A 12,938-nucleotide genomic window follows, 5' to 3' on the forward strand; every position below is an offset into this window, starting at 1 on the left:
TGGCCGCCGTCCCCCGTTCGGAGCCCCGCCCGGCGTCGGGCGGGCCCGCTCACTCCCCGCCGGTGTGCACCTGGAAGGCGGCGCGGCGCACGGCCTTGGCGAGCGCCGGGTCGGGGTGCGCCGCGGCGAGCGCGACCAGGACCTGGACCGTACGGGGGTGCCCCGCGCGGCGCACCTCGTCGAGCAGGGCGGGCACCGTGGGCTGGACCGCCGACTCCAGGTGCCGTACGAGGAGTTGCGCCTCGCCGTGGTCCGCGACGGCCGCCGCGGTGTCGATCCAGAGCCAGGTGGACTCCTCCCGGCTCAGCACGAGGTGGACGTCCTCGGGGTCGGCGCCCTCCTGCTCGGCGAGCCAGAGCAGGGCGTAGGGGCGCAGCGAGGCCTCGTCGACGACGGCCCTGACGTCCGCCTCGGCCGGGGCGCCGACCACGCGCAGGGCCTCGAAGGCGAGGCCGCGCAGCAGGGCGTCCTCGCCCCGGGCTGCGGTGAGCAGGTCGGTGACGGCGCTGCCGACGGGGCGGGCGGCGAGCCAGGCGCGGTATTCGGCGCGGGCGGCGTTGGGCCGCAGGCGGGCGCAGCCGCGGAGCATGTCCTCGGCGGACTGCTCGATGTGCCCGGCGGGGCTCTGCGCGGCGACGCAGATCTGCTCCAGCTTGACCCAGACCGCCCAGCTGCCGAGCGGGGTGAGCGTGGCCTGGCCCTCGGCGCAGGTCAGCGCGCCGACGGAGGCGAGGCCGTGCAGGGCCCAGTCGAGGAGGGCGGGCAGCGGGACCGCCTCCGCGCCCGGGTCGGCCGCGGGGCCCGGCTGTTCGTAGGGGATCTCGCAGCGCTCGGTGCGCAGTTCCTCGACGCGCTGCTCCAGGAGGTCGAGGAGCTGCGGCACGGGCACGGGTCCCGCCGAGAGCTGGAGGAAGGAGAGCACCTGCGGCATGGCCTCGACGGCCTCGGCGACCGCGGCGGGGGCCAGGTCGGCGGGTGCGGGGTGGGCCAGCGACCAGGCGTCGAAGAGCGCGACCCAGCCGCGCAGCACGGCGGTGTCGTCGCGGTTCCAGGCGCGCAGCCGCCAGCCGGGGCGGGCGCTGTCGCCGTGCACCTCGATGAGGCCCGCGAGGCGTGCGGTGTCCCAGTCGGCCCGCACCTGATGAGGGGTCATCCCCAGCTCGGCGGCGGCCCGTTCGGCGGTCGCGTCGGAGAGGGTGCCCTTGCCGTCGGGTGTCGCGCCGCCGGGTCCCGGGCGCAGCGCCGCGTCGGCCCAGCGGGCGATCCGCACCGCGTCGGCGAGGCCCGCGCGTGCCCCGCGGGCCAGTTCCGAGGCCGGTGGCGTGCCCTCGGGTGGCCGTGGCGCGGGGCGGCGCGTGCGTCGGTGGCTCACCGCGCCGGGGGCGGCGGAGAGGGGTCGCGCTGGGTCGCGCTGGGCATCTCCTCGCCGGTCGGCCCTCGGGTAGGGGGCGCGGACGAGTCGGAGCCTGGAGTCGCGCGGGGTACGGGACGTCACGGGAGCAGTCTTCCTGTTGACGGTCCGAAAACCCAAACGGAATGGCGACAGCGGCTCTTGAGGCCTGCCGCGGCGGGCTCGACGGTGAGCGCCGACGGCGGTGGAGAGGTCACACGGAGGGGGGCGGGGGTCCGGTGGTCCGGCGGGGGTCCGGTGGTCCGGGGGGGTCCGGTGGTCCGGGGGGGGCCGGTGGTCCCGGGGGGGGTCCGGTGGTCGGGGGTCACATCAAGGGGACGAGGAAGCGGCGCAGCGCCTCTTCGTAGCCCTTGGGGTCGGCGTTCCACATGGCACCGTGGGGCGCGCCCTGGACGGTGCGCAGCGTGACGAGGTCCGGGCGCCGCTCCGCCAGCCGACGCGAGAGGGCCCAGGGCGCGACGACGTCGTCGGGGCCGTGCACCAGGAGCGTCGGCACCCGGAGCACGCCGGGGTCGACGACGGCCAGGGCGCGGTCACCGCGCAGCCCGGTGCGCCCCTGGGCGGCGCGCACCGCAAGCGGAAGGAGCGGCCCGGGGGTGCGCCGGGCCGAGGCGAGGGCGCGCAGGGTGGTCTCCCAGTCGAGCACCGGGGAGTCCAGGACGAGGCCGCTGACGTGCTCGCGCAGGGCCGAGTGCGCGGCGGCGTGCAGGCACATGGTGGCGCCGGTGGACCAGCCGTGCAGCACGACGTGGCGGGCGCCGCCGCGCACGGCGTAGCGGATGGCGGCGTCCACGTCGCGCCACTCGCTCTCGCCGAGGTGGCCGAGGCCGTCGGTGGAGCGGGGCGCGTCCGGGTCGCCGCGGTAGGCGATGTCGAGGACCGGGAGCCGGAGCCGCCGCAGGAAGTCCATGACGACCATGGGATGTTCCCGGGTGGTGCCGAGGCCGTGCACGGTGATGACCCAGGTGTCGCGGGTGCCCGGCAGGAGCCAGGCGGGCAGGCCGCCGAGCTCGCCGGGGACGGTCACGTCCTCGTGGTCGAGGCCGAGCGCGGTGCGCGGGTCACCGACGTGGACCTGCGGGGTGAGCCGGACCTTCGCTCCGGCGTGCAGGGTGCCGCGGGTGACGGTCTCCAGGCGGCGTACGACGGTGTCGGCTTTGTGCGGCACCGATTCCAGGACGGGTCCGACGACGGCGTGGGTGCCGTCGCCGACCAGGCCGTAGGTGCCGGGGCGGCGGCTCGCCAGGGCGCGGGTCAGCGTGACCCGGTCCGGGGTCGTGGCGTGCACGGTGAGTCTGGGCTCCGTCGGCAGGGGGCGGCCCGCCGGGGCCCTGAGGGCGGCGTCGCTCGCGAACCGGCCCGCAGCGATCGCGGCTGCGGCCGTCCCCAGGGCGGCTGTGACTGCGATGACGGCCGCTGCCGTCGCTTTGGCTGGGCGCACCGCTCCAGTGTCCGGGCACGGGCGCCCCGGGGCCAGTGGGCGGCACCCGTGCGGTGAGCGCGGCCTTCCCCGCGGCCTCCCCCACGGGCTCCCACCGGCTCCCCGTGGGCTCTCCGTGGGCTCTCGGTCAGCCCCGCGGCTGCCCGTATCCGCGCAGCCGTTCCTGGGCCTCCTGGAGCTGGCCGTCGGTCAGGAGCGTGGGCGAGAGGCCGGGGACCGAGCTGGCCGTGAGCCAGAGGCGGCACATCCATTCGAGCTGGGCGGTGCGGTCGTAGGCCTGGGCCAGGGAGTCCCCGTAGGTGACCGTCCCGTGGTTGCGCAGGAGGCATCCGGTGCGTCCCCGCAGGGCGTCCAGCATGGCGCGGGCCAGTTCCTCGGTCCCGTAGAGCGCGTAGGGAGCGACGCGGACCGGGCCGCCGAGCAGGCCCGTCACGTAGTGGACCGGCGGGAGCTCGGGGACGAGGAGCGAGACGGCGGTGGCGTGCACGGCGTGGGTGTGGACGACGGCCCGCGCGTCGGTGGAGCGGTAGACCGCCAGGTGCATGGGCAGCTCGCTGGTCGGCTCCAGGGCGCCGATGACCTGCCGGCCCGCGAGGTCGACGCCGACCACGTCCGCCGGGAGCAGCCGGTCGTAGGGGACTCCGGTCGGGGTGATCAGGACCGTGTCGCCGACGCGCACGGAGACGTTGCCCGAGGTCCCGACGACGAGGCCGTCCCGCACGGTCCTGCGGGCGGTCTCCACCAACTCGTCCCACGCGGCCCGGACCAGCTCGCCCGACGCACCCCGAACCAGCGCGCCCGACGCCTCCCCCACGGGCTCGCCCGACGCCTCCCTGGCCAGATCGTCCACCGCCGCCCCCACGGGCCCCTCCGACGCCGCCCGAACCAGCTCGCCCGACACGCCCTGAACCAGCCCGCCCGACCCCGCCCCCACAGGCTCGCCCGACGCCTCCCTGGCCAGGTCGTCCACCGCCGCCCCCACGGGCCCCTCCGACCCCGCCCCCACCAGCTCCTCCGACGCCCCGGCCAGCTCGTCCGGTGCCGTCGGAGGGGCGTTCCGCTCCGTGTCGTGTCCGGGGTTCTGCCGCTGCTCAGTCATGCGGCGATCCTGCCAGCCGCGCGCGGCGCGCTGAAGGGCGTCCGTGCGCCGGACCGTGCCTCGGTCCGCCCCCACCCGCGCGGGCGCCGCGCCGGGTTTTCCACCGCTGTCCGCACCCGGCGTGACCAGGATCTCTTCGCGGTTCCCCGGGGCCTCCGCGGCCGGGCGCGCGGGGGTGTGCCCCGGGTGGCGGAAGGCGACACTCCGGCGGATTTGCGGGACCCCCACGGTCTTTCCGTACGCTCGCGAACGGAGGCCCGGTCGATGCGGAGTGAAGACACTCCACTTCGGGTCACTGCAACGCCCGGCCCAGTTCATCTTCCGTTCACCCGGGTTGCCTAACTTCCAATTGCCACTGACGTCCAACAGAAGCCTGGGTAAATGGAACACATCACGCTTCTCCTCGGGATCGTGATCGTTACCGCTCTCGTGTTCGATTTCACGAACGGTTTCCACGACACTGCCAACGCGATGGCGACGACCATCTCGACCGGCGCTCTCAAGCCCAAGACGGCGGTGGCCATGTCCGCCGTGCTCAACCTCGTCGGCGCCTTCCTCTCCGTCGAGGTCGCCAAGACGATCTCCGGCGGCATCGTCAACGAGGACGGCCTCAAGACAGAGGTCATATTCGCCGCGCTCGTCGGCGCGATCCTCTGGAACCTGCTGACCTGGCTGGTCGGCCTGCCCTCCAGTTCCTCCCACGCTCTCTTCGGCGGCCTCATCGGCGCCGCGGTCATGTCGATGGGCTGGTCGTCGATCAACGGCGGCACCGTCGTCACCAAGATCCTCATCCCCGCGATCGCCGCGCCCCTCGTGGCAGGCGTCGCCGCGACGCTGGCCACGCGCCTGACGTACCGCATCGGGCGCAACACCGACGCCAAGGCGACCTCCAAGGGCTACCGCACCGGTCAGATCGCCTCCGCCGGCCTCGTCTCGCTGGCGCACGGCACGAACGACGCGCAGAAGACCATGGGCATCATCACGCTCGCCCTGATCACCGGCGGCGCGCTGAACCCGGGCGCCAACCCCCCGATGTGGGTCATCGTCTCGGCCGGTGTGGCCATCGCGCTCGGCACCTACCTCGGCGGCTGGCGCATCATCCGCACCATGGGCAAGGGCCTGACCGACCTGGCGCCGCAGCAGGGCTTCGCCGCCCAGACCAGTGCCGCGACGGCGATCCTCGCCTCCTCGCACATCGGCTTCTCGCTCTCCACCACCCAGGTCTGCTCGGGCGCCGTCATGGGCGCGGGCCTCGGCCGCAAGGGCGGCGTGGTGCGCTGGTCCACGGCCACCCGCATGTTCGTCGCGTGGGGCCTGACCCTGCCGGCCGCGGGCCTCGTCGGCGCGGGCGCCGAGTTCCTCACCAAGCAGGGCCCCTGGGGCATCGCGGCCACCGCGACGCTCCTGGTCGCGGGCTCGGCCGTCATCTGGGTGCTCTCCCGGCGCAACGCCGTCGACCACACCAATGTCACCGACGACGAGATCCGCCACGACGGCGACCTCGCGAGCGCCGAGCCCGCGGGTGTCGTGACCACCGCGATGGCCGCCGTCACCCCGCCCCCGGTGGGCCCGGTGACCGCCGTCGCCACCACCTCGGACGAACCGGTCAAGGCCACCATCGCGGGCCCGACCACCACCACGACCGGCACCATGGCGGACCCCGCCAGGCCCGCGACGGTATAAGGACGGATCAGCATGGACATCGACTGGGCAGCCCTCGGCTCCGTCTTCGGGGTCAGCCTCGTGATCACGGTGGCCCTGGTGGGCCTCTTCACCCTCGGCATCATCGGCCTCTCCAAGCAGGAGACGGCGTCCGCTTCGGGCGGCGGCTCCGCGACCCTGGCCCGCACCGGCGCGTATGCCTGCTTCGCGCTCTGCGCGGCGGCGGTGTCGTACGGGATCTTCCTGATCGTCGTCTGACGACTCGTCGTCCGACGACCGGAGCCCACAGGTGGGGCGCGTGGCGTACTGACGCCGCGCGCCCCACCTTCGCGTACGGGCGCGGGTGTGGGCCCCAACACACTCTCCCGCCGCAGGTCAACGGCGAGTTGACGGGCGTTCGCGGCGCGTGGTGGACTGCCCGGGCCAACTACGGCGGCAGCAGAGGAAGCCGGTGCGAATCCGGCGCGGTCCCGCCACTGTCAGCGGGGGAACTCCCCCGCGAGCCAGGAACTCTCACCGCCGATCACGTCGTACCAGGGCGCGGACACCCTGAGTGAGGACCTTTGCCATGCGCGGCCGCCCGTTCCCTTTGCCGGACCCCTCTCCGAGCGTGAGCTCCTCTTACGGCACCACGACGGGCTGAGCCCATGAGTGCCGATCGCGACTTCGCGTACGGCGCCGCCGCCGGCTTCCTCGGTGACCTGCTGCTCGGCGATCCCCGCCGAGGCCATCCGGTCGCCGCGTTCGGACGTGCCGCGGGCGCCGTGGAGCGGGTGCTGTGGCGTGACCACCGCGGGTGGGGCGCGCTGCACACCGTGGTGTGCGCCGGAGGTGCCGCGGGCGCCGCCGCCCTCGCCTCTTCCCTCGTACGCCGTTCACGTGCCGGTTCGATCGCGCTGACCGCCGCCGCGACCTGGGCCGTGGTCGGCGGGACCTCGCTCGGCCGGGAGGCGCGCGCCATCGACGGCGCCCTGCGGTCCCACGACATCGAGGTGGCCCGCGAGCGGCTGCCGCACCTGTGCGGGCGCGACCCGCAGGCCCTTGACGCCGACGGCATCGCGCGGGCCGTGGTGGAGTCCGTCGCCGAGAACACCTCCGACGCGGTGGTGGGCGCGCTGGTCTGGGGCGCGATCGGCGGTGTGCCGGGGCTCGTCGCCTTCCGCGCCGTGAACACCCTGGACGCCATGGTCGGCCACAAGTCCCCCCGCCACCGCCGCTACGGATGGGCCTCCGCCCGCCTCGACGACGTCTTCGGATGGCCCGGCGCCCGGCTCACCGCCGCGCTGGCCGTCCTGGCGGGCGACTCACCGCGCGGGGCGGTACGGGCGTGGCGCGCGGACGCCCCCAAGCATCCGAGCCCGAACGCCGGCCCGGTCGAGGCCGCGTTCGCCGGGGCGCTCGGGGTACGGCTCGGCGGGACCCTCTCGTACGCGGGACGGGTCGAGGACCGGCCGGTCCTGAACACCCACGGCCGCCCCGTCCGGGGCGGCGACATCGAACGGGCCGTGCGGCTCTCCCGCCGGGTCGGCCTGCTGGCCCTCGGCGTGTCGGTCGCCGCACGGGCGGGACTGCGTGCCGTCGGCCGCGAACGGAAGGGCTGCGCCTCATGAGCGGTGGACTGCTCGTCGCAGGGACCACCTCTGACGCCGGGAAGAGCGTCGTCACCGCGGGCATCTGCCGGTGGCTGGCCCGCAAGGGCGTGTCCGTCGCGCCCTTCAAGGCGCAGAACATGTCCCTCAACTCCTTCGTCACCCGCGAGGGCGCCGAGATCGGCCGGGCGCAGGCCATGCAGGCGCAGGCCGCCCGCGTCGAGCCGACCGCGCTGATGAACCCGGTGCTGCTCAAGCCGGGCGGCGACCGCTCCAGCCAGGTCGTGCTGATGGGCAGGCCCGTGGGCGAGATGAGCGCGCGCGGCTACCACGGGGGACGCCAGGCCGCCCTGCTCGACACCGTGGTGGGATGCCTGGAGGAGTTGCGGGGCACGTATGACGCCGTGATCTGTGAGGGCGCGGGCAGTCCCGCCGAGATCAACCTGCGGCGCACCGACATCGTGAACATGGGCATCGCGCGCGCGGCCCGTTTCCCCGTCCTGGTGGTCGGGGACATCGACCGGGGCGGGGTGTTCGCGTCGTTCTTCGGGACGACGGCGCTGCTGAGCGCGGCCGACCAGGAGCTCGTCGCCGGGTACCTCGTCAACAAGTTCCGGGGCGACGTGTCCCTCCTCGAACCGGGGCTCGACATGCTGCTCGGCCTCACCGGCCGGCGTACGTACGGCGTGCTGCCGTTCCAGCACGGGCTCGGCATCGACGAGGAGGACGGTCTGCGGGTGTCGCTGCGGGGCGCGGTCCGCGAGTCCGCCGTCGCCCCGCCGGTCGGCGAGGACGTGCTGCGGGTCGCCGTGTGCGCGGTGCCGCTGATGTCCAACTTCACGGACGTGGACGCGCTGGCCGCCGAGCCGGGCGTCGTCGTGCGGTTCGTGGACCGGGCCGAGGAGCTCGTCGACGCCGACCTGGTGGTCGTGCCGGGCACCCGCGGGACCGTGCGCGCCCTGCGCTGGCTGCGGGAGCGCGGCCTCGCCGACGCCCTCGCGCGGCGGGCCGCCGAGGGGCGCCCCGTGCTCGGGATCTGCGGCGGCTTCCAGGTCCTCGGCGAGCACATCGAGGACGACGTCGAGTCGCGGGAAGGCTCCGTCGAGGGGCTCGGTCTGCTGCCGGTGCGGGTGCGGTTCGACCGCGAGAAGACGCTCGCCCGTCCGGTGGGCGAGGCCCTCGGGGAACCCGTCGAGGGGTACGAGATCCACCACGGCGTGGCCGACGTCGCGGGCGGCGAGGCGTTCCTCGACGGCTGCCGGGTCGGGGAGGTGTGGGGCACGCACTGGCACGGGTCGCTGGAGAGCGACGGTTTCCGGCGCCGCTTCCTCGCCGAGGTGGCGCGCGCGGCCGGGCGCCGCTTCGTGCCCGCGCCCGACACCAGCTTCGCCGCACTGCGGGAGGAGCAACTCGACCTGCTCGGCGACCTGATCGAAGAACACGCGGACACGGACGCGCTCCTTGCCCTGATCGAGAACGGGGCGCCCACGGGGCTGCCGTTCATACCGCCGGGGGCACCGTCGTGAGCGCCGCACCCAGCGCCGTCGTGAGCGCCACCGCGAGCATCCCCGAAGTCACCGCCGTCAAGGAGGCCCAGTGAGTACCCCGTATCCCTTCACCGCCCTGGTCGGGCAGGACGATCTGCGGCTCGCGCTGCTGCTGAACGCCGTCTCGCCCGCCGTCGGCGGCGTGCTCGTACGGGGTGAGAAGGGCACCGCCAAGTCCACCGCCGTGCGCGCCCTCTCGGCGCTGCTGCCCGAGGTGCCGGTCGTCGCCGGGTGCCGGTTCTCGTGCGACCCGGCCGCTGCCGACCCGAACTGCCCCGACGGCCCGCACGAGTCGGGCGGCACGACCGCGCGGCCCGCGCGCATGGTGGAGCTGCCGGTCGGCGCCTCCGAGGACCGGCTCGTCGGCGCCCTCGACATCGAGCGGGCGCTCGCGGAGGGCGTGAAGGCCTTCGAGCCGGGGCTCCTCGCCGACGCGCACCGCGGCATCCTCTACGTGGACGAGGTCAACCTCCTCCACGACCACCTGGTCGACCTCCTCCTGGACGCCGCCGCGATGGGCGCCTCCTACGTCGAGCGCGAAGGCGTCTCCGTGCGGCACGCCGCGCGGTTCCTGCTGGTCGGCACCATGAACCCCGAGGAGGGCGAGCTGCGCCCGCAGCTCCTCGACCGGTTCGGGCTCACCGTCGAGGTGGCCGCCTCCCGCGAGACCGACCAGCGCGTGGAGGTCGTACGGCGGCGCCTCGCCCACGACGACGACCCCGAGGCCTTCGCGGGCCGCTGGGCCGACGACGAGGCCGCGCTGCGCGAGCGCGTCGTCGCGGCGCGGGCGCTGCTCCCCCGGGTCACCCTGGGCGACGGCGCGCTGCGCCAGATCGCCGCGACCTGCGCGGCGTTCGAGGTCGACGGCATGCGCGCCGACATCGTGATGGCCCGCACGGCGACCGCGCTGGCCGCCTGGGCGGGGCGTACGGACGTACAGAGCGAGGACGTGCGGCAGGCCGCGCTGCTCGCGCTGCCGCACCGGCGGCGCCGCAACCCGTTCGACGCCCCGGGGCTCGACGAGGACAAGCTCGACGAGACGCTGGACGAGGCGCGCGAGGACGACGAGACGCCTCCGGAGCCGCCCGAGTCCCCGGAGTCCCCGGACGGCGACGACGACCCCGACGGCGGTCCCGGCGGTGGCGGCGGCCGGCCCCCGGCCGACGGCGGCCCCGACTCCCCCGAGCCGCCGCCCCGGGACCAGGACGAGAGCCAGAGCGAGGGCGAGGGCACGGGCCAGGAAGACGCACCGGCCCCGCGGGTCCCCGCTCCCGGCGGCCCCGGCGACCAGCAGACCGTGCCCGCCGCCGAGCCCTTCCGCACCAGGATGCTGAGCGTCCCCGGCATCGGCGAGGGCGCGGCGGGGCGGCGCTCGCGGGCCCGTACCGAACACGGGCGTACGACGGGTTCGCGGCGGCCGCGGGGTTCGCTGACCAAGCTGCACCTGGCCGCGACCGTGCAGGCCGCCGCCCCGCACCAGCGGGCTCGCGGGCGCTCGGGCACCGGCCTCGTCATACGGCGGGACGACCTGCGGCAGGCCACGCGCGAGGGCCGCGAGGGCAACCTCGTGCTCTTCGTCGTGGACGCCTCCGGGTCGATGGCGGCCCGGCAGCGGATGAGCGCCGTCAAGGGCGCGGTGCTCTCCCTCCTCCTCGACGCCTACCAGCGGCGCGACAAGGTGGGCCTCGTGACGTTCCGCGGCTCGGCCGCCGAGGTGGCGCTGCCGCCCACGTCGTCGGTGGACGCCGCCGCCGCACGGCTCCAGACACTGCCGACCGGCGGACGCACCCCGCTGGCCGAGGGCCTGCTCAAGGCGCACGACGTGCTGCGCGTCGAGCGGCTGCGGGACGCGGCCCGGCGGCCCCTGGTGGTCGTGGTGACCGACGGGCGGGCCACGGGCGGGGTGGAACCGGTGGCGCAGGCGGGCCGCGCGGCCCGCCTGTTCGCGGCGGACGGCGTGGCCTCGGTGGTCGTCGACTGCGAGTCGGGCTACGTACGGCTCGGCCTCGCCCGGCAGTTGGCGGGCGAACTCGGCGCGACCGCCGTGACGCTCGACGAGCTGCGGGCGGACTCGATCGCCGGGCTCGTCAAGGACGTACAGGGACATGGGACTCACTCAAGGAAGGCCGCGTAATGCCGCAGGGACAGCCGAGCGTCGTACCGGACGACGGACTCACCACGCGGCAGCGCCGCAACCGCCCGCTCGTCTTCGTCCACACGGGCATCGGCAAGGGCAAGTCGACCGCCGCGTTCGGGCTCGCGCTGCGGGCCTGGAATCAGGGGTGGCCCGTCGGCGTCTTCCAGTTCGTGAAGTCGGCGAAGTGGAAGGTCGGCGAGGAGAACGCGCTGAAGGTCCTCGGCGCCTCCGGTGAGGGCGGCACGGTCGACTGGCACAAGATGGGCGAGGGCTGGTCGTGGATCCAGCGCGCCCCGGCCGAGGGCGAGCCCACCAACGAGGACAAGGCCCGCGAGGGCTGGGAGCAGGTCAAGCGGGACCTCGCGGCCGAGACGTACAAGCTGTACGTCCTCGACGAGTTCGCCTACCCCATGCACTGGGGCTGGATCGACGTCGACGAGGTCGTGGAGGTCCTGCGCGCGCGGCCCGGCACCCAGCACGTGGTCATCACCGGCCGCAACGCGCCGCAGCGGCTGATCGACTTCGCCGACCTGGTCACCGACATGTCGAAGGTCAAGCACCCGATGGACGCGGGCCAGAAGGGCCAGAGGGGCATCGAGTGGTAGCTCGCCTCGTCATCGCGGCGCCGTCGTCCGGCAGCGGCAAGACGACCGTCGCGACGGGCCTGATGGCCGCCTTCACGGCGGCCGGCCTCGCCGTCTCCCCGCACAAGGTCGGGCCCGACTACATCGATCCCGGCTACCACGCCCTCGCGACCGGCCGCCCCGGCCGCAACCTCGACGCGTACCTGTGCGGGCCCGACCTGATCGCGCCGCTGTTCGCGCACGGCGCGGCCGGCTGCGACCTGGCCGTCGTCGAGGGCGTGATGGGGATGTACGACGGGGCCGCGGGGCAGGGCGAGCTGGCCTCCACGGCCCATGTCGCGAAGCTGCTGCGGGCGCCGGTCGTCCTGGTCGTCGACGCGTCGTCGCAGTCGCGCTCGGTGGCCGCGCTGGTCCACGGCTTCGCCTCGTGGGACCCCGAGGTGCGGATCGCGGGCGTCATCCTCAACAAGGTCGGCTCCGACCGGCACGAGGCGCTGCTGCGGGAGGCGCTGGACGAGTCCGGCGTGCCGGTGCTCGGCGTGCTGCGCCGGGCGGCGCAGGTGCACGCTCCCTCGCGGCATCTGGGGCTCGTCCCGGTGGCCGAGCGGCAGGGCGAGGCGGTGGAGTCCGTCGCCGCGCTGGCCTCGCGGGTGCGGGCGGGGTGCGACCTGGAGGCCCTGCTGGCGCTGGCACGCGGCGCGGGACCGCTGCCGGGCGAGGCGTGGCACGCGGAGACGGCGCTCGGCGGTGAGGCGTGGCGCCCCGCGGCCGCGGCCGGCGGTGAGGCGCGGCCGGTCGGCTCAGCACCGGCTTCGACGGGTTCGGCCTCGGCCGCGGGCAAGGCCGATCACCGGCCCCGCGTCGCCGTCGCGGGCGGTGCCGCCTTCACCTTCTCCTACGCCGAGCACGCGGAGCTGCTCACCGCCGCCGGGGCGGAGGTCGTGACGTTCGACCCGCTCCATGACGAGCAACTGCCCGACGGCACCGCCGGGCTGGTCATCGGGGGCGGGTTCCCCGAGGTGTACGCGCCCGAGCTGTCCGCCAACGAACGGCTGCGCAAGGCCGTGGCGGAGCTGGCGTTCTCCGGCGCGCCCGTGGCCGCCGAGTGCGCGGGGCTGCTGTACCTGACCCGCGAGCTGGACGGGAAGCCGATGTGCGGGGTGCTCGACGCGGCGGCGCGGATGTCGGAGCGTCTGACGCTCGGCTACCGGGAGGCCGTGGCCGTGTCGGACAGCGTCCTCGCGGTCGCGGGCACCCGGATGCGGGGCCATGAGTTCCACCGCACCGCGGTCGAGCCCGGGGCAGGGGCGTCGCCCGCCTGGGGCCTGCACGCGCCCCGGCGCCGCGTCGAAGGCTTCGTACAGGGGAACGTGCACGCCAGTTACGTGCACACGCACTGGGCGTCGGAGCCCGGCGTCGCGCGTCGCTTCGTCGAGAGCTGCGTGCCGTGACCGTGCGGCGGCGCGGT

10 protein-coding genes and 1 riboswitch are annotated in these 12,938 nt (G+C 75.2%); of the genes, 7 read left to right on the forward strand and 3 right to left on the reverse strand.

Annotated elements, in window-relative coordinates; all coding sequences use genetic code 11:
* Positions 1-49: 49 nt before the first annotated feature.
* From ACRAKF_RS10185 to ACRAKF_RS10195, 3 genes are all read right to left on the reverse strand, one after another.
* Positions 50-1,495 (reverse strand): hypothetical protein, encoded by a 1,446-nt coding sequence (locus ACRAKF_RS10185; RefSeq protein WP_447036616.1) that lies wholly within the window; start codon positions 1,493-1,495, stop codon positions 50-52.
* A gap of 220 nt (positions 1,496-1,715) precedes the next feature.
* Positions 1,716-2,852, reverse strand: a complete 1,137-nt coding sequence (locus ACRAKF_RS10190) for an alpha/beta hydrolase (RefSeq protein WP_447036617.1) — start codon at positions 2,850-2,852, stop codon at positions 1,716-1,718.
* Positions 2,853-2,979: 127 nt separating this feature from the next.
* On the reverse strand, positions 2,980-3,666 hold the full coding sequence (locus tag ACRAKF_RS10195; RefSeq protein WP_447041908.1) for a class II aldolase/adducin family protein: 687 nt from the start codon (positions 3,664-3,666) through the stop codon (positions 2,980-2,982).
* Positions 3,667-4,332: 666 nt separating this feature from the next.
* On the opposite strand from ACRAKF_RS10195, the gene ACRAKF_RS10200 reads away from it, so the two are divergent.
* The 7 genes from ACRAKF_RS10200 (at position 4,333) to ACRAKF_RS10230 (ending at position 12,921) form a co-directional block, all read left to right on the forward strand.
* Positions 4,333-5,634: an anion permease gene (locus tag ACRAKF_RS10200; RefSeq protein ID WP_447036618.1), complete on the forward strand. Its 1,302-nt coding sequence runs from the start codon at positions 4,333-4,335 to the stop codon at positions 5,632-5,634.
* Between the two features lie 12 nt (positions 5,635-5,646).
* Positions 5,647-5,871 (forward strand): hypothetical protein, encoded by a 225-nt coding sequence (locus ACRAKF_RS10205; RefSeq protein ID WP_447036619.1) that lies wholly within the window; start codon positions 5,647-5,649, stop codon positions 5,869-5,871.
* 183 nt (positions 5,872-6,054) lie between these two features.
* Positions 6,055-6,126, forward strand: a riboswitch (cobalamin riboswitch).
* A 134-nt stretch (positions 6,127-6,260) separates the two neighbouring features.
* Positions 6,261-7,223: a cobalamin biosynthesis protein gene (locus tag ACRAKF_RS10210; RefSeq protein WP_447036620.1), complete on the forward strand. Its 963-nt coding sequence runs from the start codon at positions 6,261-6,263 to the stop codon at positions 7,221-7,223.
* Positions 7,220-8,728 (forward strand): cobyric acid synthase, encoded by a 1,509-nt coding sequence (locus tag ACRAKF_RS10215; RefSeq protein ID WP_447036621.1) that lies wholly within the window; start codon positions 7,220-7,222, stop codon positions 8,726-8,728. Before ACRAKF_RS10210 ends, ACRAKF_RS10215 begins: the two co-directional genes overlap by 4 nt.
* A 70-nt stretch (positions 8,729-8,798) precedes the next feature.
* On the forward strand, positions 8,799-10,883 hold the full coding sequence (locus ACRAKF_RS10220; protein ID WP_447036622.1) for a putative cobaltochelatase: 2,085 nt from the start codon (positions 8,799-8,801) through the stop codon (positions 10,881-10,883).
* Positions 10,883-11,491: a cob(I)yrinic acid a,c-diamide adenosyltransferase gene (gene cobO / locus ACRAKF_RS10225; RefSeq protein WP_447036623.1), complete on the forward strand. Its 609-nt coding sequence runs from the start codon at positions 10,883-10,885 to the stop codon at positions 11,489-11,491. Before ACRAKF_RS10220 ends, cobO begins: the two co-directional genes overlap by 1 nt.
* Positions 11,485-12,921 (forward strand): cobyrinate a,c-diamide synthase, encoded by a 1,437-nt coding sequence (locus ACRAKF_RS10230; protein ID WP_447036624.1) that lies wholly within the window; start codon positions 11,485-11,487, stop codon positions 12,919-12,921. The genes cobO and ACRAKF_RS10230 overlap by 7 nt, the downstream gene beginning before the upstream one ends.
* Positions 12,922-12,938: the final 17 nt, after the last annotated feature.

This window comes from Streptomyces sp. DSM 118878 (assembly GCF_052936595.1).

Excerpts from the sequence above, each read along its gene's own strand:
- ACRAKF_RS10200 (WP_447036618.1), top strand. The coding sequence starts at position 4,333 with ATGGAACACATCACGCTTCTCCTCGGGATCGTGATCGTTACCGCTCTC.
- ACRAKF_RS10205 (WP_447036619.1), top strand. The coding sequence starts at position 5,647 with ATGGACATCGACTGGGCAGCCCTCGGCTCCGTCTTCGGGGTCAGCCTC.
- ACRAKF_RS10210 (WP_447036620.1), top strand. The coding sequence starts at position 6,261 with ATGAGTGCCGATCGCGACTTCGCGTACGGCGCCGCCGCCGGCTTCCTC.
- ACRAKF_RS10215 (WP_447036621.1), top strand. The coding sequence starts at position 7,220 with ATGAGCGGTGGACTGCTCGTCGCAGGGACCACCTCTGACGCCGGGAAG.
- cobO (WP_447036623.1), top strand. The coding sequence starts at position 10,883 with ATGCCGCAGGGACAGCCGAGCGTCGTACCGGACGACGGACTCACCACG.